Source organism: Paenibacillus sp. FSL R7-0302 (assembly GCF_038006885.1).
Taxonomy (GTDB): domain Bacteria; phylum Bacillota; class Bacilli; order Paenibacillales; family Paenibacillaceae; genus Paenibacillus_AQ.
This window is the reverse complement of record NZ_JBBOWB010000002.1, coordinates 1,041,726-1,067,418: the sequence shown is the minus strand read 5'-3', so window position 1 is coordinate 1,067,418 and position 25,693 is coordinate 1,041,726. Positions and strand designations below refer to the sequence as shown.

The window sequence follows — 25,693 nt, the reverse complement described above, 5'->3', positions numbered from 1 at the left end:
CCAGCCGCAGATCAGCCTTTAACTGAGCCGCCCATCAGACCCCGGACGAAATACTTTTGCAGCAGGAAGAAGATCGCCAGCGGCATCAGCATCGAGATAAAGGCTGCCGAGGTCAGCAGATGCCAGTCATTGCCGCGCGAGCCGACCAGATCGGCGATCTTCATCGACATGACCTGCACCGACGGCTGGTTCCCGATGAAGATCAGCGACACCAGATAATCATTCCATACCCAGAGGAACTGGAAGATCCCGATCGAAGCGAGCGCGGGCACCGACAGCGGCAGAATCAGTCTGCTGAAAATAGTAAAGTGGCTGGCGCCGTCAATAAAAGCAGATTCAAACAGATCCTTCGGCAGCTGGCTGATGAAGTTGTACATGAAGTACGTAACCAGCGGCAGGCCGAAGGCCGTATGTGCCAGCCAGATTCCCAGATAACTGCCGTTCAGCCCAAGCGCCGTGTAATCCTTGAGTACCGGAATGAGCGCAACCTGAATCGGAATGACCAGCATCGCAATAATGATGACGAACAGCGTCTTGCGTCCGGGGAACCGTAACCAGGCGAAGGCATAGGCGGCAAAAGAGGCGATCAGCACCGGAATCACCGTCGCCGGAACAGCAATCGTCAGGGTATTCCAGAACGCCTGCGACAATCCGCTCCCCTTTTGCACCGTTTCACTGCCATCCGCTTCCTTGAGTGTGTACTCCTTGCCGGACAACACATTCTTATAGTTGTCGAGTGTGAGATCAGGCACCGCCTGCCAGCCCTGCTCCTGCATATTCACCGTACGTACCCTGCGATTCTCCCACATCAGGCGGCTGCCATCCGCCTTCACCCCTGCCTTGAGCTGTTCATCCGTATAGGTCTTGCCGTTCACCTCAATCGGCTCCCGCAGATCAACCTCCTTGGGAAGCTGCACCGTCCCGCCCGCTTTCCATTCCTGATGGGGGAACACCTTCCACCAGCCCGTCTGCAGAATATCCGCCGCGGGACGGAAGGAGGAGGCGAAGAGTCCGAAGGTCGGCAGAATCCAGAGGAAGCAGATGACGCCCAGAATCAGATTGACGGCCGTTTTGCTGCCCTTTTTTTTCTTGGTGCCCACCATTAGAATCCCCCCTGCTTGCGGAACTGCCGCAGATTAATAAGGATAACAGGCAATACCGCGATCAGGAGCACGATAGCCAGCGTAGAGCCGTAGCCGAAGTTGCGGTACATGAAGAACTGCCGGTAGAACTGCGTCGCTACAACTTCTGTATCGTATTGACCGCCTGTCATCACCATGACAACGTCAAATATTTTCAGCGTAAAGACAATAATCGTGGTGGTCACCGTCAGAATCGTCGTAGAGATGTAAGGAATCATGATGCCAAAAAAGATCTTCACCTCACCCGCGCCATCCACCCGTGCAGCCTCCAGAATATCCTCGGGCACTCCTTTGATGGCCGCCGAGAAAATAACCATCGCAAACCCCGTCTGCATCCAGATCAGAATGATAATCAGGAAGAAGTTGTTCCACGGCTGCAGCATACTCGTCCAGGCCTGCGGTTCACCGCCGAAATAGGTCACAATCGCATTCAATAGTCCAATCTGCTCATCGCCCGGCTGATAATAATAGACGAACTTCCAGATGACCCCGGCGGCCACAAAGGAAATAGCCATCGGCATGAAAATAATCGATTTGGCGATCCGCTCATAGCTGCTCCGGTCGGCAAGAATGGCAATCAGCAGCCCGAAGCAGACACAGGCCAGCGTGCCCACGAACACCCAGAGCAGGTTGTTGCGCAGAGCCGTAGCCATCAGACGGTCGCTGAAGATGGCGGCGTAATTGCTGAGTCCGACGAACTTCTCGGAGGACGCGTTGAAGAAGCTTAAGTACAGCGTCCGCAGGGCAGGCAGAATCAGCAGCCAACCGAGAATAAGGACAGCCGGTCCGACAAAAACATATGGCAGCACCTTCCTGCGGACATGGTCCGGGTACTGCTCCACTGCCCAGGTCAAGGTGTAGTAGATCAGATATACGCCCAGCACGCCCCACAACACTGCGAGCACCGCAGTCAGCAGCGGTTGAAGCGTTGAATCGCGGAAAAACAGGAAAATCAGCCCGTTGACCACAATATTCGCAAGCAAGACGCCAAGCGATAGCAGCACTGCCCTGCCGCTGATTCTCTGCTTGGCCTGCGCCCCGGCGGCACCCGGCTCCGGCCTTATTTGTGCATCCATATCGGTTCCTCCTATAGGCTCTGTTAGAGCAGAGCCCTCATCATAAGCACCCGTTACCACCAGCCGAGGGGCAGGCCTGATTGCTCAAGACCACCCCTTCAACCTCTTGGCGTCTAAGTCCCATGCTGCCTGGTTCTTAGTTCTTCCAGCCTGACTGAATTTGCTCCAGGGCCTGATCCAGCGTAGCGGTTCCGCTCACATAGTCAGTCATGCCCTTCCAGAAGGTACCTGCACCCACCTTGCCCGGCATCAGGTCCGAGCCATCGAAGCGCAGGGTCGAGGCATCCTGTACCAGCTTCGCCATCCGGCGGTCGGATTCGGACTGGTACCAATCCAGGGAAGCATCATTCATCGGGGCAATGACACCGCCGGATTGCACCCAGCTTTTAATCGATTCGCCAGTAGTGAAGAACTCCATTACAGCGCGTACTTCAGGGCGGTCATTGAACATAGCGTAGATGTCGCCTGCCACCAGGACCGGCTTGCCGTACTGCTCATCAATCGGCGGAAGATAGAACCAGTCATAGTCTGTATCCACCTTGGCCGTTTCCGGGAAGAAGCTGGTAATGAAGTTCCCCATCAGGTTGAACCAGGCTTTGGGCGGATTCTCGAACATCGGCTTCGGAGCATCGCCGAAGGCAGTCGTGACAATGGATTTAGCACCGCCGTAGACATAATCCTTGTTCAGCCAGATCTTGGACATCACTTCTACCGCGTTCTTCACTTCTGGAGAAGTGAACGGCAGTTCCCCGCCTACCCACTTGTCGTAATTCTCAGGCGTCGTGGTCCGCAGCATGATGTTCTCTACCCAGTCGGTTGCCGCCCAGCCGGTTGCCGCGCCGCTCTCAATACCGATTGCCCAGGCCGGATCACCGTCTTTGGCGATTTGCTCCGTCAGGGCCATCATTTCATCCCAGGTCTGCGGAACCGTATATCCCGCTTCGTCAAATTGCTTCTTCGGATACCAGACCAGGCTCTTCACGTTGCTGCGGTTCCAGATCCCGGCCATAATCTTGCCATCCTTGCCGTCCATGGTGGACATATCCAGCCAGCTCTTATTGTAATTAGCCGTCAGCTTCGCCTGATCCAGCACCCCGGTCAGATCGATGACCTTACCTGTCTTGGCAATGGAGGCCAGCAGACCGGGCTGCGGGAAGTCCGCGATATCCGGCGCATTGCCGCCATCGACCCGGATATTAATCGTGGCTTCGAATTCCTTGGAGCCTTCGTATTGAATATCAATGCCGGTCTTCTCTTCAAATTCCTTAATGCTGCTCTCGAACTTCACCTGGTCCGCATCGACGAACGGTCCGAACATCGTGACCTTCATGCCTTTATATTCACCCTTCATCGCCAAGTCTAATGGACTGCCTGCCGCAGCGGGATCCGGACTCTCTGTTGCTGCTGCGTTGTTATCTGCTGAAGGTGCGGTTGTTGGCGCTTCTGTAGCTGCCGGAGCCTGCGTTGGTGCAGCATTGTTATTGCCACCGCAGCCGCTGAGCATCATGGTGAAGGATAGACACAGCACCATCGCAAGTGACAGTTTACGTGCTGGAGCTTTCTTCATTGTTTCATACATCCCCTTTAATTGTTTTTAGAGATTGCATTAAGCCAGCTTCATTACCGGAATTCCTTCCGGCAGCGCAGCAACTCACCCCCTTATCGAAATTCACGGACAACAGGCACCCACACCCATTACAACCGCTAATTCAAACGTATATTTTCCATATCACACTCACATGTATGCGCTTCCAATAGTGTGTTAGTACCTTCTGCTGTGGGTACGTTTCCTGAAATGGTTCCCGGAACGGTCCCGAAACAATTAGCTCATATTCCTGTAACGCATTATTCTGAAAAGCTTTTCAGAATAATGCGAAGAAACCGTGCTGCCCTATCCCCAGGCAGCCGTGCTTCAGCCTGCAGGAACTTACATCTCATTTCTCACGCGAGGATTCTCTTACGATTAGCTTATGCTCCATCTTCTCTTTCATGACAGCCACCTTGCCCGTAGTCAGCAATTCATGCAGCTTCTCGGCCGCCCGGTACCCCAGCTGATAGATAGGCTGTGCGATGGTTGTCAGCTTCGGAATGAACATCCCCGACATCCGCAGATTGTCGAAGCCGATGACCGATACTTGCCCGGGAACCAGAATATTGCGGTCCTTTAAGTAAGAGATCGTTCCCATGGCGAACTCATCCGCTACACAGAATACAGCCGTTAATTCCGGATATTCAGTGAACAGCTCGTGCGTTGCCTGATAGGCCTGCTCAAAGCGGTGGTTAGCGTACTTGATCTTCCCGATATTACGCTCCAGCCCCGATTCGCTCAGGGCTCTCACGAACCCCGCCATCCGCGGTGGCCCGGACACCGAATTATCATGATTGAAGCCGATCATCCCAATCTCTTGGTGCCCCAGCTCAATCAGGAATTTCACAGCATCATACGCCGCCTTCTCATCATCCACCTCGACCGACGCTACCTCGTACTCATCGGAATGGGAGGAGACCAGCACGAATGGAATTCTGCAGCCTATAAGCTTCTCATAATACTCAGGGTGCAGAATATCACTGGCGAACACAACACCATCCACCTGCTTCTCATGAAAAGTATCCATATAGGACAATGTCCGCTCCTTGTCACGGTCTGTATTGCAGATCATCAGACTGTAACCGAGCTTAATGCAGGCATCCTGCATGCCCCGGATCACCCCTGCGAAATACAGGTTCTCAATATCAGGAATGAGTAGCCCAAGAGTGAATGATTTCCTGTAAATTAACCCCCGTGCGAATGCATTAGGCTGGTACTTGAGCGCTTCTATCGCTTCAATGACCCGGCTGCGCTTACTCTCCACGACCGTATCCGGGGCATTCATTACACGGGACACAGTGCTGATGGATACTCCGGCCATCTTGGCGACATCTCTGATTGTTGGCTTCATAGTCTGACTTCCTTCTTATTCTTTTAGCCCGAAACGTGTGCCCTCCTTACCAGGGTTGGCCTTGCCGCTTAAGTTAGAAAAGCTTTTCAAAGCGATTATAGCAAGGCTCCCTTAAATTGGCAAGCAAATTGTTATGCGCTTACATTTTTGCCTGCGGAGCCCTTGCTTTACGGTTGTAACCGTCCAAATTCAGTCCAAATACTCCAAATTCATCCCTTCAATAACTGTACCTTTCCCCCTTCAAGTTCCCTCTCCCCGTCATGCCGCTTACTTAAAGTGTGTAAATTATATTATTTCATGTTATAATTGGCGGGTATATTGATTCATGGCTGCAAATAATGCTACTGATGCGGAATGCATCTACTATAGGAGGGATTCATGTGAAGCAATTGCACGACATACCATTCTCCGTACTGGATTTAGCCCCTATCCGGGAGGGCGGAACGGCGGCGGATTCTTTTCATAACACCCTTGATTTGGCCCGTCATGCTGAGAAGTGGGGGTATAACCGCTACTGGCTGGCAGAGCATCATAATATGACCGGCATTGCCAGCTCCGCTACCTCCGTGGTTATCGGACATGTGGCAGCCGGAACTAACACCATCCGCGTTGGTTCAGGCGGCATCATGCTCTCCAACCACGCACCGCTTATGATTGCAGAACAATTCGGTACGCTGGAATCCTTGTATCCCGGACGGATTGATCTGGGTCTGGGCAGAGCCCCGGGCTCCGACCAGGCAGCCGCCAGAGCACTGCGCCGTGGCCTCGGCAGCGATGGCAGTGAATTCCCCGAGCAGCTTAGCGAGCTGCGGGCGTATTTCGACCCCGAAGGATCAGGCTCCCGTCCGGCCGGTGTCCGCGCCGTGCCCGGTGAAGGGCTGAACATCCCGATCTGGCTGCTCGGCTCCAGCGGCTTCAGCGCCCAGCTTGCGGGCCAGCTGGGTCTGCCTTTTGCTTTTGCCAGCCACTTCGCACCGGATTATCTGCTGCCGGCTCTGCATCTGTACCGTACCAGCTTCAAGCCTTCAGCTGTACTCGACAAGCCTTATGTTATGGTGGGCTTGGGAATTACGGCAGCGGATACAGTAGAAGAAGCGCGCAGACTTGCCACTTCCCAGCAGCAGCAATTCCTTAACATCATCCGTGGCCGCACCGGCAAGCTCCAGCCGCCTGTAGACAGTCTGGACGGAATCTGGACCTCCCAGGAGAAGGCGCTGCTCATGAGCAAACAGCAATACTCCATTGCGGGCGACCAAGCCCTGATCGAAGAACGGCTGCTCCAGATTCTCGAAGAGACCCATGCCGATGAGTGGATTATCGCTTCACAGATCTATGATCACTCTGCCCGCCTGCATTCGTATGAGCTTGTGGCCGACCTGTTGAAGAAGTAATACTGCCGATTTTATTGAATTAATCAGCCCGTACAACGGCCTGCGCAAACCCAGCAGGTTAGTTATACGGGCTGTTTCTGTGCAGCAACCACGAGTTTTCCGCAATCACTATGTTCTTTATAACATACAATAAAATGCAATAAACAGAGAAATAAAGAGATATCCGTAGGTATTCGGACTTAAATCTAATTTCAATAGAAAAAGTAGCTAAATTCATTAAATTCAAACCCCTTATCCGGTTTTTCTTTATGCCCATTTAAGATTATACTGTAGTTAATATTCGTTATAACGAACGGTAGCGCATTTTGACCATTCCGCCCCGTTCACGCATGTTCAGGCTTATCCAGACCCGCTCATACTCGTTCCGATTTATATTATCGCTTCATTTAGTAGTAGTTCTTCAAGAAACCACTTTATTCGACAAACTATGATTTAGAAGCGCGAACCGGGGCGGATTGTGGCTATTGGCTGCCGAAGGTCTGCACAGGAAGGGGCGGGGAGAGTGAAGAAGAGACATACATCTATAATTGGCGCGTATATTTTGGCCGTTCTGGCAGGTGTAATCTGGCATGCCGGAGGGGTCAGCGCCGAGGATACGATCAAGCTCACTGTCAACTCACATACGACCAGTACGGCAACCATGAACAACATGCAGCCGGGAGATACGATGGCTTCGGATTATAAGATTATCAATGACGGAAATGATCCGTTCGATTATGCAGTAGCCTTTCAGTTCCGTTCCGGGGACGCAGCTCTGTACAATATCCTGCAAATGACCCTGCAAAAAGAGGGAGTAATCCTCTACTCAGGGGTAATGAGCGAGGCCCCGGGGGTAGTGACCATCGGCTCGCTTGCCGGAGGGGAAGCGGAAGCTATCGAAATGAAGGTATTGTTCCCTCCAGAGGCAGGCAACGAGTTCCAGGAGAAGACGGTAAGTGTCGCCTTTGAATTCACGGCAACTGCTGCGCCTGCGCCTACAGCCAGTCCGACCTCTACACCGCAATCCACAGAGGAGCCAACGGCTACAGTAACGCCTATGCCTACGTCAACGCCCGGGTCCTCCAGCAGCCCTGGCAGTACACCGCCTGCTGCAACATCAGTCCCTACAGCCTCACCGGCGGGCAGTGCATCGCCTGGCAGCTCAGCAGCGCCATCACAGGCATCGGCAACTGCTACGGCAGCACCGGATGGAGTGAGCGTAAGCGAAGAGCCTGTTCCGCTAGGGGCAGGAGAGGAAGACGGCGGCAACCGTCCGTCCGCAACTCCTGATTCCGGAGCCGCTGCACCCGGCAGCACACCAGCCCCTTCACCAGGGAAAGAGGTCAACCTCACAGACGACACGCTTCCGCTGGGCGGGCCGGAGGAAGACGGCAGACTGCCGGACACAGCCAGCCCTTGGTACAATCTGATTGCGGCCAGCCTGGTTGTCGCCATGATTAGTGTGCTTGTGCTCCGCAGGCTGGGCCAGAAGAAGTAACTTTATGTAGATGTAAGGAGGAGAGAGCATGAAGATACGCAGCGGGTTCATTTTAGCCGTCAAGCTGATCTTCCTGCTCTCTGTGTGCGTTATGCTGTATTCCGCCTTCCAGATCCTCCAAGCGCCCGCCGAAGCCCGCGAAGCCCTGAGAATCTGGGACAAAAAGAGGGAGGAAGCCCAAAATCCCGTAAGTTCCGAAGAAGAAACGCCACTTCCTGAAGGTATGGTCAGCAGCGCGGAAGCACCAAGGGTTGACATACCCGCTTATATAGCGGGCGAGGTAATTGGAGAGATCTTTTTTCCGAAGCTTAAAAAGCGGGTGGCCATTCTGGAGGGAACCGGATGGGCGGAGCTTAACCAGGGCGCCGGACACGATGAGGCAAGCGCCGCCCCGGGCGCCTCAGGGAACAGCGTCCTGGCCGGACATCGTGACACTGTCTTCCGCAGCCTCGGGGAGCTGGGGCCCGGAGACACGCTTGAGCTTGCGACAGCAGATGGAACTTTTACCTATGAAGTGACCGGCAGCCGGATTGTTGATGGAGATACGCGGGGAGCGGTTAAGCCCAGCAGAGATCCCATACTCACCTTGATTACCTGTTACCCGTTCTCTTATGTAGGCTCAGCGCCCGACCGCTACCTGCTCTCGGCCAAGCTCGTCTCCAGCCAGCTGCCGGGGCAGCAGCCATAGCCCGTTCTCCCGTCCCCCACTTACACGCTGCCTTCCCCCTTCCAACTTATCTCCGGCCCCTCGCCTCCTTCCAGCCAGTTATCCCCTTTCACTCCGCACCCGCTGCCTAAAGTATGAGACCCGGGCCGGATCGTGATAATATAGACATACGAAGCTGAAGAGGAGATGACCCGCATTGAAGGAAGAATTAATTAGACGTTTTGTATCGTATGCTGAAATGGATACCCAATCGAATGAGGACAGCGAGTCCTGCCCGTCCACTCCAGGCCAAATGGTACTGGCGCATAAGCTGGCAGAGGAGCTGCAGGAGCTGGGACTGACGGAGATTACGGTGGACGAGCATGCCTATGTCATGGCCTCGCTGCCCGCCAACACAGATAAAGAGGTTCCGGTAATCGGCTTCCTGGCCCATCTGGATACCGCTACGGATTTTACCGGCACGAATGTGAAGCCGCAGATTGTAGAGAACTATGACGGGCAGGATCTGGTGCTGAATGAAGCGCAGAATATCATCATGTCCACGAAGAGTTTCCCGGAGCTGAGCGGCTACAAGGGGCATACGCTGATTACGACCGACGGCACCACCCTGCTGGGGGCGGACAACAAGGCAGGCATCGCTGAGATCATGACGGCTATGGCCTATCTGCTGGCGCATCCGGAGATTAAGCATGGCAAGATCCGGGTCGCTTTTACCCCCGATGAAGAAATCGGACGCGGCCCGCATAAGTTCGACGTTGCCGCCTTCGGCGCTTCCTATGCCTACACCGTGGACGGAGGCCCGCTTGGGGAGCTGGAATATGAGAGCTTCAATGCCGCCGCCGCCAAAATCACCTTCCACGGAGTCAATGTCCATCCCGGTACAGCCAAGGGCAAGATGATCCATTCGTCCAAAATCGCCATGGCCTTCCATCTCCGTCTGCCCGCCGGTGAAGCCCCTGAATTCACAGACGGCTACGAGGGGTTCTACCACCTGATCTCCATGCAAGGCAGTGCCGAGCACAGCAAGCTGCATTACATTATCCGTGATTTTGACCGCGACAGCTTCGAGAACCGCAAATCGAATATCGCTGCGATTGTGGAGGAATTCAAATCTACGTACGGAGCGGACAACATCGTGCTGGAGATGAATGACCAATACTATAATATGCGCGAGAAAATCGAGCCCGTCCGGCATATCGTCGATATCGCCCGGGAAGCGATGGAGGGCCTCGGAATCACGCCGGTTATCCGTCCAATCCGCGGAGGAACTGACGGCTCACAGCTCTCTTATATGGGGCTGCCTACACCGAATATATTCACCGGAGGCGAGAATTTCCACGGCAAATTTGAATACGCCTCTGTTGACGTAATGCTGAAGGCTGTACAGGTTATCGTTGAGATTGCCCGTCTGGCGGAGCAGAAAGCGTAAATAAGATTATATTAAAAACAGCAAAAACCCCGTGCTGCCCTGGAAACAGGGGCGCACGGGGTTCTTCTATTGCTTTGGTCACAGACCGTTATCCGTCTGTTACTTTATTGCTTAACCGGCAGCCAGCCCGGCGTGTTCACCAGTGCTCCCCAGAGGTAATCCGGGATCACAAGCTCTGCTTGGGCGTTCGGATCAAGCTCCGTCTTAATCTCATCGGCCCGGCCCCCGGCCAGCTTCTGCACCCAGTCCGGTTCAATCAGCAGCGGGCGGCCCAGGGCTACCAGGCTGATGCCGCTGTCCAGACTCTTCAGGGCATCGGCGGCAGAGTAGAGCGAGCCTACGCCAATTACCGGAGCCTTGCCTCCTGCCCGGTCTACGATCTGCTCAATGCGCGGACGGCTGTCCTCCGTTCCCCGGTGCGGCAGCGACCACAGCTCCATAAGGGAGGCATGCAGGTAATCCAGCCCTTCCGCTGTCAGTGCATCGATTAGGGCAAAGGTCTCAGCCATCGTAATCCCCGGCGTCTCCGGCTCTTCAGGCGAGAAGCGGTAGCCTACGAGGAATGCACCCTCTGCATGCTGCTTCACCGCAGCCTTGACACTGCGCAGAACGGCCAGCGGGAAGGCGAGTCGCTTCTGCAGATCCCCGCCCCAACGGTCTTCGCGTCTGTTGGAATGCGGCGAGAAGAACTGCTGCAGCAGATATCCGTTCGCACCGTGAATCTCGACGCCATCGAAGCCGGCCTCGATCGCCCGGCGCGTCGCTTCACCGAAATCAGCGATAATTCCGGTAATCTCTTCGTCTGTCAGCGGGCGCGGAACCGCACCCTGTCCGCCGCCCGGCAGCTCAGCCGGCACATCGCTTGCACTAACAGGCTGCCCGTCAACCAGCTGCTCCGGCGGGCATTGGCGTCCGCCATGGAAGATCTGGAGCACGGCCTTCGCTCCTTCGCCCTTGATGGCCTCTGCCAGCTCACGCAGGCTTGGAATCAGCCCGTCATGGTCAGCTCCGAATTCGCCAGGGAAGCCCTTCCCGCCGCGTGAGACATAGACACACGCGGTAATGACCATACCCGCCCCGCCCGAACGGCGGATATAATAATCCAGCTCCGGCCGGGAGACAGTTCCATCCTCATTCGAGGAGAAATTAGTCATCGGCGCCATGACCACGCGGTTCTTCAGTTCAATCCCGTTCTTGAATTTGAACGTCTCCAGCAGCGGGCTATATTCTGTCTTCAGCATACCTACCAGCCTCCATTTATTTAAATCTTCACGAATGTTAGTATACAACTTAATTTTGCACAATACAAATATAGCACCTTCGTTTACAGATGCTATCTATCTATCACAGTGAGGCGCATCTTTCCAGATCACCTGTTCCCCGTAATTCTTGCCCCAGTCATACATCATACGCAGCACCGGCATCAGCGTATGTCCATACTCTGTCAGGGAGTATTCTACCCGCGGTGGAACCTCCGCATATACCTGCCTGAATACCAGCTGATCCTCCTCCAGCTCGCGAAGCTGATTGGTCAGCATTTTCTGGGTGATATGGGGAATCAGCTTCTTCAATTCACTGAACCGCTTGGTCCCTTCCAGACCCAGGTGCCACAGAATAATCAGCTTCCACTTGCCGCCGATCACAGCGAGCGTAAGCTCCTTCTCGCAGTTGATCTCCTTCAGGTTGATACGGTCTTTAATTTCAGTTGCCAAGATCCAGCCCCCTTCCGGCTATAAATCATACTACCAATTCCATCATGGGCCGCACATAGGCAGCAAAGGATGCCCTCCCGTCAAGGAAAGCATCCGTGTGATAGCTTTATTGTATTCCAAGCTCTATTCTATTCCAAATCGCATGCTATTCCAAATTGGCATGCTTGCCGAACATCCGGCCGGAGGTCTGCCCCGTCTGCTCCATGATCCGCAGAATGACTGCATCATAGAATACAAGCAGCGTCTGTTCAAACAAGGAGGCCATCGGCTGCAGCGTAGTATAGCCGCCGTCCGGCCGTTCCTTCGGAGCGCCAGGCAGCTTAACTGTATAATCTGCGAGACGTCCGATCGTCGAATCCGGCTGAATGGTTACGAGGACTATAGCTGCTCCGATTGCCTTGGCTTTCTCAGCCATGGAGACTAGTCCCTTCGTCTCGCCTGAGCCGGAACCCAGTACAAGCACATCGCCGGGGCCAATGCCCGGCGTTACTGTCTCTCCGACCACATAAGCTGTCCGCCCGGCCTGCATCAGCCGCATGGCGAAGGCCCGGCCCATCAGGCCGGAACGCCCGGCACCGGCCACGAAGATCTGGCCTGCGCGCAGCAGCAGCTCCGTCAGTGCCTCGCCTTCTCCGGCATTCAACCCGGAGACGGAGCCTTCCAGCTCCTTCACAATCTCCTTTGCGTAATGCTGCGTGTCCATGGCTGCCTTAAGCCTGGCTGACAAGGCGCTTCATTTCCGCCGCAGTTGCCTTCATGTCGGCTTCACTAGTAATGCCGCCGCCCACGATTACCAGATCAGGCTGCGCAGCAATCACTTCAGGCAGTGTGCTCAGCTTAATGCCGCCGGCAATTGCCGTTTTGGCCCGGGTAACCACGCTCTTAATATCTCTCAGATCCGCGAAGGAATTCTTGCCTTCAGCCTGATGATCATAGCCGGAATGCACGCAGACATAATCCACACCCAGCGCATCCACTTCAGCGGCTCTGGCTTTGAGATCCTTCACGTTAATCAGATCGACCAGGATCTCAGCGCCTGTCTTCTTCGCTTCCTCCACCGCGCCGCGGATCGTTGAATCATCGGATACGCCCAGCACAGTCACGATACCTGCGCCCGCTTCCACAGCCTTCATGACCTCGTATCCGCCGGCATCCATAATTTTGAGATCGGCCAGTACCGTAAGCGCCGGAAAAGCGTCTTTAATCGCTTTTACCGCATGCAGGCCCTCATTGATAACGACCGGTGTTCCAATCTCAACAACATCTATAGATTCAGCAACCTCTGCAACAACCGCCTTGGCTCCGGCAATATCCACCAGATCGAGTGCTAACTGTAATTTCATATGTGTAAGTTCTCCTTATCCGTAAATTATTTTAGGAAGTGCTGTTTCTCAGTTTAGGGATATACTGCCGATTAGGGAAGTAGGCACTTTTAAGTGAGGTAGTCACCTGGAGGATACTATTGGGCGGCGCAGGCGGATTTTGAGGCAACATGTCTGAAATCCTACTGCATTTTCACAACAGCTGTGCTACCATACATTTGATTCAAAGATTCACAGCCATAAGGAATCCTAATAAGAAGGTGTATGATGGAAACAAGCAAGCCCGCAACATTCAACTTAATGAAGCTGACCTGGCCGATCTTCCTGGAGCTGTTCCTGTTCATGCTCATGGGCAGTATGGATACCTTCATGATCAGCTCTGTGTCCGATGATGCGGTCTCCGGTGTCGGAGCGGCCAATCAGATTATTGCCATAGCCATTCTGGCGCTTAGTGTCATCGGGAACGGCGCGGCGATAGTCGTGTCGCAATACCTCGGCTCCAAGCAGCCCAAAGAAGCCGCCAGAGTGATCGGCAATGCAGTTACCCTGAATCTTGCGGTAGGGATTATACTCAGCACAGTCATGCTGCTGCTCGGAGGCCATCTGCTGCAGGCGCTGAACGTGAAGGGTGACATTCTCGCCTACGCCCGCTCGTATATCAACATTGTCGGAGGCGCGATCTTCCTGCAGGCCCTCATCAACGCGCTGGCCGCCACCATCCGGACCCACGGCTTCACCAAGCAGACGATGGCGGTATCGCTGCTGATGAACGTTATCCATGTCGGCGGCAACTATCTGCTGATCTTCGGCCATTTCGGGCTGCCTGCGCTCGGCGTGGAGGGTGCGGCCGTGTCAACTGTGATCAGCCGCTCCATCGCTCTCTTGATCTTCTTCCTGCTGCTCTACCGCATTATGGAGGTACGAGTGAAATGGAGCTATTACGTTCACCTCTCCAAGAAATACGTGCTGCAGATTCTCAAAATCGGTATTCCGTCCGCCTTCGAATCGGTAATGTACCAGTGCTGCCAGCTCGTCTTCACCCTGTACATCATCTATTTGGGGGCCGAGGCCATGGCAACCCGCCAGTATGCGGTTAATATCTCGAACTACATCTTCCTGTTCAGCGTAGCGGTGGCAATGGGGACCTCAATTATTGTAGGGCATCTTGTAGGTGCAAAACGGACGCAGGAGGCTTACTCACGGGTGTTCACCAGTGTGAAGTGGGCACTGCTGGTCACAGTCATCATGGACCTGATCGTCATTCTGTTCCGCAAGCCGCTGCTGGGCCTGTTCACGGATAATGAGCTGATTATCGCCATGGGCGCCCAGGTCATCCTGCTCAGCTTCTTCCTGGAGACCGGACGGACCTGCAATCTGGTCATTATCAACTCGCTGCGCGCGTCGGGCGATGCCAAGTTCCCGGTCTACATGGGCATGATTTCCATGGTGTGCATGAGTCTGCCGCTGGGCTACTTCCTGGTGTTCACACTTGATCTGGGTCTGGCCGGGGTATGGCTGGCCACAGCGTTCGACGAATGGGTGCGGGCCGTCATTATGTACTTCCGCTGGAAGAGCAGAGCCTGGGAGAAGCATGGCCTGATCCAGCACGAACCGCCGGAAGCCGCTCCGGCAGCTCCGGCGCACTAACTCTGCGGCAGCTCCTCAGGCCGGCTCGCACACAAATAAGGGATGCTAATCAGCCACCGGAAATACGGCTGATTAGCATCCCTTTGTCGTAAGCTTGGCCCATGCTCAGTTCCCCTTGGCTACTGCAACCTTATGTCTGGCTGCGAACTGCTCCGGCGTGACTGCTTTGCCGAACAGCGCCTGGATCATATCCAGATGGACCTGGGCAGCATTCGGCTTCATCTGCACATCCGCGAACAGGGTAATACTGCCGGCATTGTTCAATTCATTCAGCAGATCCACGTATAGCTGCGGCAGCTCCTCATTCGTGGTATCGACCTTGGTCGCCGGAATCACCCCCGCACTCGTCACTGAAGCCTCGCCCCATTTGTAGACGAAGTATTCGACAAAAGCCTTGGCCTCCTCCTTCACCCTCGACGATTCCGCTACGAACAGTCCGACACCCGGACCGCCTACCCAGTCCCCCGAATTCCCCTTCCCGCCTTCCACTGTAGGGAATTTGAAGAAGCCGACCTTGTCCTTGAAGGCCTGCGGAATCTCCGGGTTGGTCGTGAAGTTGGGCAGCTCCCAGGTACCGGTCAGGTACATGGCCGCCTTTTCTTCCATGAATTCCGATTTGCCCTCATCATACGACAAGCCGTTGAAGCCGTTGTTGAAGGCGTTCATATCGACGAGGTTCTGCACTTCCGCCGCAGCCTGCACCAGTCCGGGATCATCAAAATAGCCCATCCCCTTCGTTGCCCGCTTGAGCGTCTCACTTCCGGCAATACGGTCCGCCAGATACATATACCAGAGCGAGCCTGTCCACCGGTCCTTATTGCCCAGCCCCACCGGAGGCACACCATGACTGGAGAGCGCTCTCACAACTGCCTTGAACTCCTCATACGTTGAAGGCACCTGAAGATTATATTGGGCGAAGATCTCTTTATTATAAAAGATCGGTGAGATGTTCATCTCCAGAGGCAGCGCATAGGTCTTGTTATCGACAACATAAGACTCTGTAGTGCTCTTCAGGAACTTATCCTTAAGCTGCCCGCCATGCAGGATGTCATCCAGCGGAGCGAATAATCCGCCTCTTACATAAGGCTCCATGAAGCCGGCTGCCCAGGTTATGCCCACATCGGGAAGGTCATTGGAAGCGGAGAGCACCTTGAGCTTGCTTTTATACTGCTCATTCTCCAGCACATCCTGCCTGATGATAATACCCGGATGCTCCTTCTCATATTCTGCGATAATCTGGCTGACCAGCTTATACTGCTGCGCGGAGAGTCCGGCGGGCCAGATGTGCATCATATGAATGGTTATTTTGGGGGAAGAGGCACCGGTAGCTGCAAGCTCACTATTATTGTCTCCCGCAGAGCCGCAGCCTGTCAGAACAAGCAGCCAGATGCAGGCCAGGAGCAGCCCCTTGGTCATGTGATTCCTTCGCATTGCCATTGCCTCCCCATCTCACATTGCAAAAGGCCGTAATTATCCATGTAATCGCTATCATTCAAATTCTAGCATCGTACTCCGAGGCAGATAAGGGCACATTTATTGGCTAAAATACCACATTTATTGGATTTCCTGTGCTCCGCCCTTCATCTGCTGACGGTACCGGCTCGGGCTTATCGCCTCCAAGGACTTGAAAACCTTAATGAAGTATTTATCCGTCCGATACCCTACACGCTCTCCAATCTCCCCGACCGGCAGCGCGGTCTGGAGCAATAACTCCTTCGCCCGCTGAATCCGCAGACGGGACAGATATTCCGTGAAGGAGACCCCGGCCTGCTCCTTGAACAGCACGCTGAAATAGCTGGCATTCAGGTGAATCATCCCCGCTACCTCAGCCATCGTCAGCTGTTCGTGCAAATGCTGCTCCACATAGGCAATGGCCTCCTTAACCGGCTGCCCCATCCCGGCCTGCTCCGGGTCAATCTCCAGCAGCTTGTGATCCACCAGCTTCTCCAGCTTCACATGGCGCTGCTGCTCCTCCTCCCGCTTCAGCGCATCCTCGACCACTGTCAGCAGCTCGGACTTGTCCAGCGGCTTCAGCAGATAATTGACTGCCCCCAGCCGCATCGCCTGCTGCACATAATCGAACTCCGCATAGCCGGAGATGACAATGATCACCGGCTTCCGGGGAGCTTCCTGCAGCGAATGGATCAGATCCAGCCCGCTCACCTCCGGCATGCGCACATCTGTGATCAGCAGGTGGACGCGCTCCTGCCGCAGCCGCTCACGCGCTTCCACCCCGTTGTCGCAGGTCTCCACGATATACCTGCCTGCCGCCCATACTTCCAGCGTCTGCTTAATCCCCTGACGCGTTCTTGGTTCATCATCTACGATTAGAATCGTCTTGTTGCCCAGACTCATAGGTATCCCCTCCATTGCTTGGAATCTCAAACCTTATTACAGTCCCCTCAGACCGCCGGCTCTCTACGATCAGCCCCTCCGTCTTCATGCCCGCTTCCGCATAGTACAGCTTCAGCCGCCGCTGCACATTCACCAGCCCCACTCCACTGCCCTTGGCAGAGACCGGCGGCCCGCCATCCAGTGCATCTCGCAGCGCCAGCAGCGTGGCCTCATCCATACCCGGCCCGTTGTCCGACACCTCAACTGAGGTCCACCCCTTGCGGGAGGAGGGGGTGATTATGACTTCAATCACGCCCTTGCCGACTCGGCTCTCCACGCCATGGAGTATGGCGTTCTCGACAATCGGCTGAATCAGCAGCTTCGGTACCGGTACAGCAGCCTCATGCGGGTCAAGCCTGATGTCCCAGGACAGCCGCTCTCCCATCCGCATCTCCATAATCCGCAGATACCGCCTGATCTGCTCCACCTCTTCACTCAGCGTGACCCATTCATCCTTGTTGTGCGGGCTGCCCATAATGTAGCGGAAGAGCCTGGACATCATGACCACTAATCCGGCCAGCTCCTCCTCCCCCTTCTCCTCCAGTGACCAGTTGAAGGCCTCCAGCGTATTGAACAGGAAATGGGGATTGATCTGCGCCTGCAAGGCTTTCAGCTCGGTCCGGCTCTGCAGGACCTCCTTCTCATAGACCACCCTGATCAAATCATTAATATTAGCCACCATACCGTTGTAGGTATTATTCAGCTCCCGGAGCTCCATGGTAGATACCTTCTGCGAATTGGGGGTCAGCACCCCCATGCGGGATTTGCGCATCGCCCGGATCAGGTGAATAATCGGCCGGGTAATCATTGTTGACAACAGAAAGGATATAATCAGGAACAGCAGGGTTCCGATTCCGCCTGACACCAGCAGCACCGTCCGCAGCACGGACAGTCCCTTGGTGACATAGCTGACAGGTGTCAGCACCAGCAGCGTCCAGGAGGTCTTGTCCGAGCGCAGCTTGACCTGTACATACTCCTTGCCCCGGAAGCTCACCGTCTGGTCTCCGCTCTCCAGCAGCGGCAGCAGATCCTCCTGCGGCGTTCCGCTGCTCCCGAGGAGCTGTCCTTCATCATTCACGAGCAGCACAGACTCTCCGCTGTCACTGCCGGAGAACGGATCGTCGAGCTGGAAGTAGCTGCGCTGGATGCGGGCCATCAGGTAGCCGCCCCGCGAGAACCAGCGGTCCATCAGGCTGACCTGGCGGATCGCCAGCAGGCTCTGTTCATCATGCGGATCAACGCCGATCCAGACCAGCCGGCCCTTCTGGGCATTAGCCTCACTGATATGCTGCTCGTTAATTCTGCTCTCCAGGCTGCCTTCCTTAATCGGGAACAGCAGCCTGTAATCAGCGGTATATAGCTCCAGCGAGCCTACGCTCGGCATGTACGCCTGATAGCTGGAGACAATCTGCAGCAGCGACTGGCGCTGATTGAAGGACACCTCATTGCCGTCCAGCTCCTCCAGCAGCAGCTGTTGAACGGTAGGATGATTGGCCACCTGCTCCATCAGACCGTCAATCTGGCCGGTCAGCGCGTCCAGCCTTCCGTTGGCCTGAACCGCCGTCTGCTGGATGTGCCGCTCGGCATTATTTTTGAGCAGAATAGAGACACGGTCATATACAAATGCTCCGGACACCAGAATAATAATGAGCATCACCAGCAAAAAACCGATGAATATCTGATTGCGCAGTGTGTTGAGCTCTCTGAACCTCTGAAGCATCAGAATTCCTTCTTTCGTTGGCAGCGTTTCCAACTCTATTCTCCAAACCCCGGGAGTTTTGTCAAGATAAATCATTGCCCGCAGGCGAGAGACGGCCCTGAGGTCCCCGCGGATACCAGCAACAAAAAACCCTTAGCACAGTTCTCCCGCTTCGAGGAGCTGCCCTAAGGGCTAACACAGAAGACTACTTAGATGAACATTAACGGAGTGATCCATTCGAAGTGCAGGGCTGCCCACAGCAGAACCAGCAATACCGCGCCGATGCAGTAGCTCATGATTTTGCGGCGGGTCGGCTCCAGATAAATATCAAGCGGAATCAAGATCAGAATCAGACCAATCGCGATAATGTTGAGCATAGGCTTATGATAAAAAATCCCCGCTGCATTCAAGGCAACCGCAAGGAGCGTCAGAAGCAGAAAATATTTTCTCATAGCTACATCATCCCTGTATTTGCCATTATTGTCAATCCAAAAAAAATAGCCCATTGCGGGCAAGGAACAGACAGCTGTATAAGGTTACTATCCTCTAATTCTGTATGAACCGCTTAAAGAGCGGCAGCTTAGCGGATAGTAACGCTCTTCTTAATAGCCTTCGCGTCCAAATTCTTATTAACGAGCGTAGGCAGCATCTTCATGCTCCGGGTCATGGGCGAATTACATTGCCAGCAGGTAGGCACATGTTGAAAGGCAAAGTTGTCGCGTATCCATCCGGTGCATTCTTCCTTGGTGCAGGACCAGATAGCTGTCTCTTCCTGCGGAAGATCTACCATCGCTTTTTTACGAAAATACATAAGTACCCCTCCTAATAGCTTAGTTAGTGCGTCCTACGGACTGTTATGGCAGAACGGAAGCTTGTTCTCTACTACATGGTCATAAAAAAAACTACCCTCAACTGGTGTTAAGGGCAGCTTATTTGTGGAATTACAGTTTTACAACGTTCTCAGCCTGTGGTCCACGAGCGCCTTGAGTTACGTTGAACTCAACGCGTTGGCCTTCGTCCAAAGACTTGAAGCCTTCGCCAGTGATTGCGGAGAAGTGTACGAATACGTCGCTTCCGCCTTCAACCTCGATAAAACCGAAACCTTTGTCTGCGTTGAACCATTTTACTGTACCTGTTTGCATGATATTACCTCCAAAGTTTATTTAACACATGTCCTTTTATTCCTACGTATTGTACGAACAAATAAAAATTCACACATTGGAAAAGGCTTCATACACAAATGCTAACCTTTTACAATATGTGAATTAAGGGTTAAATTTATGATTGACTTCATTGTAGCACACTATTTTCCCAAATGCAAAGGGTTACTGCCAATAATACAAAATAAATTTTAAATTTTAGAGAACCTATGCCAGGCGCACGGCTTTGGGGGATCAGCCGCGCACCACCGGCTAAGGCTTCAGTCGATATATCCGGCCAGTCCCTTGTCCATCAGGTAATCCATTTCCGCATCCAGAATGGTCTCCACCGTCAGCTCGTCCAGCTTCACATCGCGCTGTGCAGTCACATAGTCAACCAGATCATCATTATCGATATCAACCTCGCCTTTGGCATTGGCCTTGGCCTTATTAATGAACGTCTGCTCATGCTTCAGCACCAGCCGGATAACGGCCGGGTTCACCTTCGTCTGTGCAGACAATACCTCCACCAGTTCCTGCTCATTCACTTCATTACTCATCTTCGTTCGTCAGCTCCTTGGTATCTATGAACCCTGATTGTACCACAAGTCCCCTTCAGGCGGGCAGCCTCATCTCCACCAGGGCAGAACCGGATATCCGGCGGCCCCTGCGGTTACAGTCTCCCCGATTCGCGGCGTGGCCAGCCGCACCCCTCTCAGCGCCGCAGCAGCCGAGATCCGTTCTGCCGGATCAGTCCAGTCATGCATCGACAGGGTGAATGCGCCCCAATGGATGGGGATCAGCAGACCTCCCTGCACATCGATATGCGCCTCGACAGTCTGTTCCGGCAGCATATGAATGTCCGCCCAGCGCGGATCATATTGGCCGCATTCCATCAGCGTAAGATCGAAGGGTCCATGCGTACGTCCGATCTCGGCAAAATGCGGACCATACCCGCTGTCTCCGCTGAAGAAGACCTTGGTCTTCTCCCCCTCCAAAATCCAGGAGCACCACAGCGTGGTGTTGCGGTCCAGCAGACTCCGCCCGGAGAAATGCCGTGCCGGAGCGCAGGTGAAGGTAATCCCTTCATAGGTAAGCGTGTCGCCCCAGTCCTGCTCGCGGATCTTCTCTGCGGCTACCCCCCAGCGGCGCAAATGGGCGCCGACACCCAGCGGTACAATGAACAGTCCGACCTTATCCTTCAGCTGGCGGATGGTTCCATAGTCCAGATGATCATAATGATCATGGGAGAGCAGCACCGCATCCAGCTGCGGCAGGAGGGCAGCCTCCAGCGGAAGCTGCTTGCTGTAGCGGCGGCCGCCGATGAACGGAAACGGGGACGGGGCACGGCCCAGCATAGGGTCGAGGAACAGGGTCAAGCCGTCCATCTCCAGCAGCACCGCTGAATGTCCGAACCAGGTAACCCGGGTGTCGCGGCCCGCTCCTATAGAGGACGGTAACAGCGGCTGCGGCTGAAGAGGCTCAGCGGGTCTGGAGTGGGGGTTGCCTTTAATGAAGTCCTTCAGAATGGAGAGTCCGTTGCTTCCGGCCTTCTCACCGCTCAGGTCCGCAGTCTGCGGATAAGCAAATTTGCCCTTGCTGTAATGGGCGGAGCCGAGGTTACGGGCCCTCTCCTGCTCCCCGGCCCTGCGCCCGAACGCCGGATATACGGTCATGATAAGATACGCAGCGGCAACAACTGCAAGCAGAATAGAACCAATAATAATCAGGGTCATGCGGTAATCCTTCTTTCTGCGGGTTCATGTCTAGCGATTCCAGCCCATCTTATATAACAGGATCAGCCTTTCCTATTTCGCCTGGCCCAGCTTGCGAGCTACGATAAGAATGAGCAACAGCGAGACCGCAATAATAATGGCATTGAAGCCCCAGCGGCCCTGAAGCCACCAGCTTGTGCCGGGCGGCTCTGCTGCCGTCACCGGTACCAAGGCCTCTGCACCAAGAGCAGCCTGCACAAGCTTCTCCCCGCTGATCCGGTCTTTGAAATTAATAATATCATACTGAGGAGCAGTTGCCAGCGCGTTGCCATAGCGCAAGGAATACGGAGTCTTCTCCCCTCCCGCGAATACAAGCCGGTCTACCAGATATTCGATCTTAAGGTCCGTGATGGAGATGGGGGCATCGTCCAGATTGTAGATAACCACCCGCAGGGAATCAGAAGAGGTTGGGGCCACAGGCTGAATCTCTGTCCGGGAGATCCGGGTATCCTTGAAGTCCAGCCGGTACAGCTCCCCGCTTCCGGTGACCGGGAGCTTGATCCCGGCACTGTCATACAGTTCATAACGCCGCAGGAAATTCCCGGCGCTGCCGAGCCTCACCTTCCCAATCTTCAGCCGGTCCGTGTTGCTTATAAGGATCTCGGTCCGGTTCTCCACCTGCGTAATCTCCGCCTGCGGCGATTTCTGCCGCATGAATGCAGCCGTGCTCCACTCCCGGCTGCTGTCCACCAGCGTCAGGCCGGGGAACTCCAGCCCCTCCGGGTTGTTCTTCACTACAAGCCGGTAATAGCCGAACTTGTAGCTGCGCTCCAGCGTAATGCTGTCCGCACTCAACCCGTTCGTGGCATACAGATCCCCTGTACCAAGTTGCTCCCAGGCCTGCCCGTCATAGCCGCCCCACACCTCCACATGCTTCAGGAAGGATTCTGCGGGCAATTCGAACACCAGGCGGTTCCCCTGAATATCGACATGCTCGGCAAGCGGCTTAATCTGATAATCCAGCAGAGTATCCGTTCCTTTCACTGCCTTGTGGATCAGAGCCGAGGAGTAGACCGCACTATGCTCCTCCACCGTCTCTGCTCCGCTCTCCCTATAATAGGGAACCGGAGCGCCGGTGCTGTCCTGTATGCGCAGATCGCGCAAGTCCTCTGCCGCCGAGCGGTACACCGCTTCATCCAGATACAATTCATAGTACGGAGCCGCCTCGGGGACGGAGATTTCACGCGAGAACTTCCATTGCCCGCCGCCCGTCTTCTCCGCTCCGCCGGATGCTGCTGCTGCACTGTGCGCCGGGAAAGCGCCGGGCCCCAGCACGAGTCCGCCCAATACAGCGAGCAGCACAGCTGCTCTAGCTCTCCGGCCTGTCTTGCTCAGCAAGCGCATAAGCTTCCTCCATTCTGACCGATATCCGCTGGTAGAGGTAGGATATCCCCAGCAGGCAGAGTCCGAAACTGAAGTACGCGATGATCTTGCTGCCAGTGTTCAGCAGGGTCAAGTCATAGAGCAGCAGCTTGCCGGTTGCCAGCAGAGACAGCGCCAGGCCGAAGCGGCGGATATACAGATATCTTTTCCAGAAGCCGTACATAATGAACAGCACGGCCAGCAGCAGATAGAGCAGACTGAAGGCCAGCCCGCCGTCACGCACCTGCATCTGCACCCCCAGGAACGCCGTAATCATCACCAGCAGATAGATACCCATAGCTACCGGGTACAGCTCTATATTCTTGTAATCGCGCAGCAGCGTCGTCCGCAGCAGCCTGGCACTGCTGAACCACACGAACACATTGAACAGGATCAGCAGACCCAGCACCACAATATCTGCAGCTGTGCTGCGGGACCAGCCTTCCGGAAGACTGGGCAGACCCAGTGTGATGCCAATACAGACTGCATAGGCGATCCCGTGCAGCACCAGGACCATGATGCCGACCACCCTGTCATACAGAACATTCACCTTCGGCAGCGCATAAGCGAGTCCAGAGGTAAGCAGGCCCGCCAGCAGCAGCTTGTAGAAGGCATTGTGCGCTATATCCTCCGGCACCATCCGGTCGTACAGGCGTAATGCTTCATACACCACATACCCGTAGAAGTTGACGGTAGCCGCATATTTGAACCAGACGGTAGCCTGCACCTCCGCAGGCGTGCTGCGGAGCAGCGTCTCCTGATTCGAATAACGAATGGCATACAATAAGGCTACAATCATCATTCCCGCCGTAATGAATGTATATTTCAGATCGAAATAGGTATTCGTGTAGTAGATTACCGCATTATAATCCGAGAGCTGCAGCAGAACGTCGAATCCGAAGAAGGTCAGCAGACAGAGGGAAAGGATGCCCCAGCCTGCACGTTCTACCATTTTGAAGCGGTACAGATGTCCGTAGACTGTAAGCGCCACGCCTTCCACCAGCCAGCCGATCGACCACCAGGCCGCTCCAAGCTGGAATGGAATCATCAGAATGGCGAAGGTCAGTGAGGTGACATAGAACAGCAGACGGCTCTCGCGTTCCTGCGGCATCTGCTTCTCCAGCAGCACGCCAAGCCCCAGATACATCAGGCAGAAGGCCAGCGCCAGCGCGCCTTTGAATTCATCCAGACCGGCATTCAGGAACAGAAGATACAGCGTTATGCAGCTAACGAGCGTGTTACAGCCCAGCAGGCCGAAGTCCAGCCAGTTCAGCTTCGTCTTGAATTTGAACGGATACCAGAGGGTAATACCCAGATACATGGCGAAGGTCAGCACGGCGCAGAGAATGCCCGCAGCATAGCTATCCGCCAGATAAATCAGCAGCAGGATAGACGGCGTATTGAACAGGAAGCTGATGTAATTGACAACCACCCAGCGCTTGCGCAGAGAGATCAGCAGAATCAGCAGGTTCAGCACGAACAGATATCCCATAGCCGCATACACCGCACTCCCCTCCAGCCCGAAGGCTCCAATATAAGAGAAGAGCGGCAGATAGCCCCCTACAAGCCCCATGGAACAGATCGTCCGTGACTCATAGCGCAGCGACAGCAACACAGCGGACAGCGTGACCAGCACCGACAGGCCGATCCCGGCCCATAACCCGATAATCTCCAGCAGAAAATAACTGTAAAATATCGAGCCGTACAGTACCGACACCCCGCCGCCAATCAGACCCAGTGCGAAGGCTCCCCGCCCCTTGCGGAACAGCCACTCCCCTCCCGCGAGCATGACTGCCCCCAGCAGGAAGAAGGCGCTGCCCTTCATATAATCATTGAACCAGGTGGAGTAGGTGTATCTGAACCCGGCGCCCACAGCCAGGATTAGCAGCAGAATCCCCAGGCGGTTGATCCAGTTCAGGCCGATCTTCATTTCGATCCGGTTCTGCTTGCGGCGGCGCTGCAGGGTCTCCTCGTCAACCCCTTCAGCAGCCAAATCATCCAGACCGCTGTCCATCGTCCCCCTGAGCGAACGCTCTGCCTCCCGCTGCCATTGTCTGCGCAGCAGGATACTCTCATTCAGCTTCGCCTGTACCTCATCCAGAATGTAAGTGATCTGGGACTTCTCCTGGCCCAGCTCGCGTGCCCCGATACTGTACATCTCCTCTATTCGCCGCTTGGCGTCCTGCTCGAAGGACGTCAGACGGTCGAGGTACGCATGATCCCGGGAGGCAAAATAAGTCTGCAGCTTCTGCCGCGATACCCGCAGAATGCCCAGCTTCTCATCCAGAATCTGCTCCGCCAGCGCAGTCCGCAGCTCCGAGTTATCGCGCTCAAGCCTCGCAGCCTGAGCCTTCAGCTCCGCCAGGCTCTGCCTGTTTGCCCCATTTTCCCGTCTTAACACTTCGTTCTCACGGACGAGATCACTGCTCTCGTATTCTTCAATCAAAGACTGGTATTCCTTCAAAAGCCCGTCCTGCTGCTGCTGCACAGCCCTCATCCGATCTCTGAAATCCTCCATAGCC

Annotated in this window: 23 protein-coding genes; 5 read left to right on the top strand and 18 right to left on the bottom strand. The window is 54.8% G+C overall.

Annotated elements, in window-relative coordinates:
• Window positions 1-11 precede the first annotated feature (11 nt).
• The 4 genes from MKY96_RS30545 to MKY96_RS30530 form a co-directional block, all read right to left on the bottom strand.
• On the bottom strand, window positions 12-1,103 hold the full coding sequence (locus tag MKY96_RS30545; RefSeq protein WP_340946334.1) for a carbohydrate ABC transporter permease: 1,092 nt from the start codon (window positions 1,101-1,103) through the stop codon (window positions 12-14).
• Window positions 1,103-2,218 carry a carbohydrate ABC transporter permease gene (locus MKY96_RS30540; protein WP_340946332.1) on the bottom strand — a complete coding sequence of 372 codons (1,116 nt, stop codon included), beginning with the start codon at window positions 2,216-2,218 and terminating at the stop codon, window positions 1,103-1,105. Before MKY96_RS30540 ends, MKY96_RS30545 begins: the two co-directional genes overlap by 1 nt.
• 136 nt (window positions 2,219-2,354) lie before the next feature.
• The gene (locus MKY96_RS30535) at window positions 2,355-3,785 is read right to left on the bottom strand and encodes an ABC transporter substrate-binding protein (RefSeq protein ID WP_340946331.1); all 1,431 of its coding nucleotides are present in this window, start codon (window positions 3,783-3,785) and stop codon (window positions 2,355-2,357) included.
• Between the two features lie 367 nt (window positions 3,786-4,152).
• Window positions 4,153-5,157 (bottom strand): LacI family DNA-binding transcriptional regulator, encoded by a 1,005-nt coding sequence (locus tag MKY96_RS30530; RefSeq protein WP_036728109.1) that lies wholly within the window; start codon window positions 5,155-5,157, stop codon window positions 4,153-4,155.
• A gap of 347 nt (window positions 5,158-5,504) precedes the next feature.
• Here MKY96_RS30530 and MKY96_RS30525 point away from each other — a divergent pair, with 347 nt between their 5' ends.
• The 4 genes from MKY96_RS30525 to pepT all read left to right on the top strand — a co-directional run bounded on the left by MKY96_RS30525 (window position 5,505) and on the right by pepT (window position 10,121).
• Entirely contained in the window at window positions 5,505-6,548 is a 1,044-nt protein-coding gene (locus MKY96_RS30525; RefSeq protein ID WP_340946812.1) for an LLM class flavin-dependent oxidoreductase, read from the top strand.
• A gap of 502 nt (window positions 6,549-7,050) precedes the next feature.
• Window positions 7,051-8,025 (top strand): hypothetical protein, encoded by a 975-nt coding sequence (locus MKY96_RS30520; protein WP_340946330.1) that lies wholly within the window; start codon window positions 7,051-7,053, stop codon window positions 8,023-8,025.
• 28 nt (window positions 8,026-8,053) lie between these two features.
• Window positions 8,054-8,713, top strand: coding sequence for a sortase (locus MKY96_RS30515; protein ID WP_340946329.1), 660 nt, complete (start codon window positions 8,054-8,056; stop codon window positions 8,711-8,713).
• A gap of 175 nt (window positions 8,714-8,888) precedes the next feature.
• Complete coding sequence (gene pepT, locus MKY96_RS30510; RefSeq protein ID WP_340946327.1) at window positions 8,889-10,121, top strand: peptidase T; 1,233 nt, start codon at window positions 8,889-8,891, stop codon at window positions 10,119-10,121.
• Window positions 10,122-10,225: 104 nt separating this feature from the next.
• Here the strand turns inward: pepT and MKY96_RS30505 are convergent, their stop codons facing one another.
• The 4 genes from MKY96_RS30505 to hxlA all read right to left on the bottom strand — a co-directional run bounded on the left by MKY96_RS30505 (window position 10,226) and on the right by hxlA (window position 13,176).
• The gene (locus MKY96_RS30505) at window positions 10,226-11,359 is read right to left on the bottom strand and encodes an NADH-dependent flavin oxidoreductase (protein WP_445671512.1); all 1,134 of its coding nucleotides are present in this window, start codon (window positions 11,357-11,359) and stop codon (window positions 10,226-10,228) included.
• Between the two features lie 99 nt (window positions 11,360-11,458).
• Window positions 11,459-11,833 carry a winged helix-turn-helix transcriptional regulator gene (locus tag MKY96_RS30500; protein ID WP_340946324.1) on the bottom strand — a complete coding sequence of 125 codons (375 nt, stop codon included), beginning with the start codon at window positions 11,831-11,833 and terminating at the stop codon, window positions 11,459-11,461.
• A 145-nt stretch (window positions 11,834-11,978) separates the two neighbouring features.
• Window positions 11,979-12,536, bottom strand: coding sequence for a 6-phospho-3-hexuloisomerase (hxlB, locus tag MKY96_RS30495; protein WP_340946811.1), 558 nt, complete (start codon window positions 12,534-12,536; stop codon window positions 11,979-11,981).
• A gap of 7 nt (window positions 12,537-12,543) precedes the next feature.
• On the bottom strand, window positions 12,544-13,176 hold the full coding sequence (hxlA, locus tag MKY96_RS30490; protein WP_340946322.1) for a 3-hexulose-6-phosphate synthase: 633 nt from the start codon (window positions 13,174-13,176) through the stop codon (window positions 12,544-12,546).
• Between the two features lie 246 nt (window positions 13,177-13,422).
• Here hxlA and MKY96_RS30485 point away from each other — a divergent pair, with 246 nt between their 5' ends.
• Window positions 13,423-14,802, top strand: a complete 1,380-nt coding sequence (locus tag MKY96_RS30485; protein WP_340946320.1) for an MATE family efflux transporter — start codon at window positions 13,423-13,425, stop codon at window positions 14,800-14,802.
• Window positions 14,803-14,907: 105 nt separating this feature from the next.
• On the opposite strand, the gene MKY96_RS30480 is transcribed toward MKY96_RS30485, so the two are convergent.
• The 10 genes from MKY96_RS30480 to MKY96_RS30435 all read right to left on the bottom strand — a co-directional run bounded on the left by MKY96_RS30480 (window position 14,908) and on the right by MKY96_RS30435 (window position 25,689).
• Window positions 14,908-16,233, bottom strand: coding sequence for an extracellular solute-binding protein (locus MKY96_RS30480; protein ID WP_340946318.1), 1,326 nt, complete (start codon window positions 16,231-16,233; stop codon window positions 14,908-14,910).
• Between the two features lie 123 nt (window positions 16,234-16,356).
• On the bottom strand, window positions 16,357-17,157 hold the full coding sequence (locus MKY96_RS30475; protein WP_036728093.1) for a response regulator transcription factor: 801 nt from the start codon (window positions 17,155-17,157) through the stop codon (window positions 16,357-16,359).
• Window positions 17,120-18,916 (bottom strand): cache domain-containing sensor histidine kinase, encoded by a 1,797-nt coding sequence (locus MKY96_RS30470; RefSeq protein ID WP_340946317.1) that lies wholly within the window; start codon window positions 18,914-18,916, stop codon window positions 17,120-17,122. The genes MKY96_RS30475 and MKY96_RS30470 overlap by 38 nt, the downstream gene beginning before the upstream one ends.
• Window positions 18,917-19,104: 188 nt before the next feature.
• Window positions 19,105-19,347 (bottom strand): hypothetical protein, encoded by a 243-nt coding sequence (locus MKY96_RS30465; protein ID WP_340946315.1) that lies wholly within the window; start codon window positions 19,345-19,347, stop codon window positions 19,105-19,107.
• A gap of 128 nt (window positions 19,348-19,475) precedes the next feature.
• Window positions 19,476-19,706 (bottom strand): cold-shock protein, encoded by a 231-nt coding sequence (locus MKY96_RS30460; RefSeq protein ID WP_036691977.1) that lies wholly within the window; start codon window positions 19,704-19,706, stop codon window positions 19,476-19,478.
• Window positions 19,707-19,836: 130 nt separating this feature from the next.
• Window positions 19,837-20,037, bottom strand: a complete 201-nt coding sequence (locus MKY96_RS30455) for a cold-shock protein (protein ID WP_036722718.1) — start codon at window positions 20,035-20,037, stop codon at window positions 19,837-19,839.
• Between the two features lie 278 nt (window positions 20,038-20,315).
• Window positions 20,316-20,594: a hypothetical protein gene (locus MKY96_RS30450; protein ID WP_340946313.1), complete on the bottom strand. Its 279-nt coding sequence runs from the start codon at window positions 20,592-20,594 to the stop codon at window positions 20,316-20,318.
• A gap of 69 nt (window positions 20,595-20,663) precedes the next feature.
• On the bottom strand, window positions 20,664-21,770 hold the full coding sequence (locus MKY96_RS30445) for an MBL fold metallo-hydrolase (protein WP_340946311.1): 1,107 nt from the start codon (window positions 21,768-21,770) through the stop codon (window positions 20,664-20,666).
• A gap of 72 nt (window positions 21,771-21,842) precedes the next feature.
• A complete protein-coding gene (locus MKY96_RS30440; protein WP_340946309.1) occupies window positions 21,843-23,153 on the bottom strand; it encodes a DUF3999 family protein in 1,311 nt (436 codons plus the stop codon).
• The gene (locus MKY96_RS30435) at window positions 23,119-25,689 is read right to left on the bottom strand and encodes a DUF2339 domain-containing protein (RefSeq protein WP_340946308.1); all 2,571 of its coding nucleotides are present in this window, start codon (window positions 25,687-25,689) and stop codon (window positions 23,119-23,121) included. Before MKY96_RS30435 ends, MKY96_RS30440 begins: the two co-directional genes overlap by 35 nt.
• Window positions 25,690-25,693: the final 4 nt, after the last annotated feature.

Bases quoted from the DNA above. Each gene is read 5' to 3' on its own strand.
- MKY96_RS30450 (WP_340946313.1), bottom strand. From the start codon at position 20,594: ATGAGTAATGAAGTGAATGAGCAGGAACTGGTGGAGGTATTGTCTGCA.
- MKY96_RS30485 (WP_340946320.1), top strand. From the start codon at position 13,423: ATGGAAACAAGCAAGCCCGCAACATTCAACTTAATGAAGCTGACCTGG.
- MKY96_RS30515 (WP_340946329.1), top strand. From the start codon at position 8,054: ATGAAGATACGCAGCGGGTTCATTTTAGCCGTCAAGCTGATCTTCCTG.
- MKY96_RS30465 (WP_340946315.1), bottom strand. From the start codon at position 19,347: ATGAGAAAATATTTTCTGCTTCTGACGCTCCTTGCGGTTGCCTTGAAT.
- MKY96_RS30440 (WP_340946309.1), bottom strand. From the start codon at position 23,153: ATGCGCTTGCTGAGCAAGACAGGCCGGAGAGCTAGAGCAGCTGTGCTG.
- hxlA (WP_340946322.1), bottom strand. From the start codon at position 13,176: ATGAAATTACAGTTAGCACTCGATCTGGTGGATATTGCCGGAGCCAAG.
- MKY96_RS30545 (WP_340946334.1), bottom strand. From the start codon at position 1,103: ATGGTGGGCACCAAGAAAAAAAAGGGCAGCAAAACGGCCGTCAATCTG.
- MKY96_RS30460 (WP_036691977.1), bottom strand. From the start codon at position 19,706: ATGTATTTTCGTAAAAAAGCGATGGTAGATCTTCCGCAGGAAGAGACA.
- MKY96_RS30480 (WP_340946318.1), bottom strand. From the start codon at position 16,233: ATGCGAAGGAATCACATGACCAAGGGGCTGCTCCTGGCCTGCATCTGG.
- hxlB (WP_340946811.1), bottom strand. From the start codon at position 12,536: ATGGACACGCAGCATTACGCAAAGGAGATTGTGAAGGAGCTGGAAGGC.
- MKY96_RS30475 (WP_036728093.1), bottom strand. From the start codon at position 17,157: ATGAGTCTGGGCAACAAGACGATTCTAATCGTAGATGATGAACCAAGA.
- MKY96_RS30535 (WP_340946331.1), bottom strand. From the start codon at position 3,785: ATGAAGAAAGCTCCAGCACGTAAACTGTCACTTGCGATGGTGCTGTGT.
- MKY96_RS30435 (WP_340946308.1), bottom strand. From the start codon at position 25,689: ATGGAGGATTTCAGAGATCGGATGAGGGCTGTGCAGCAGCAGCAGGAC.
- MKY96_RS30470 (WP_340946317.1), bottom strand. From the start codon at position 18,916: ATGCTTCAGAGGTTCAGAGAGCTCAACACACTGCGCAATCAGATATTC.
- MKY96_RS30540 (WP_340946332.1), bottom strand. From the start codon at position 2,218: ATGGATGCACAAATAAGGCCGGAGCCGGGTGCCGCCGGGGCGCAGGCC.
- MKY96_RS30445 (WP_340946311.1), bottom strand. From the start codon at position 21,770: ATGACCCTGATTATTATTGGTTCTATTCTGCTTGCAGTTGTTGCCGCT.
- MKY96_RS30455 (WP_036722718.1), bottom strand. From the start codon at position 20,037: ATGCAAACAGGTACAGTAAAATGGTTCAACGCAGACAAAGGTTTCGGT.
- MKY96_RS30525 (WP_340946812.1), top strand. From the start codon at position 5,505: ATGCGGAATGCATCTACTATAGGAGGGATTCATGTGAAGCAATTGCAC.
- MKY96_RS30530 (WP_036728109.1), bottom strand. From the start codon at position 5,157: ATGAAGCCAACAATCAGAGATGTCGCCAAGATGGCCGGAGTATCCATC.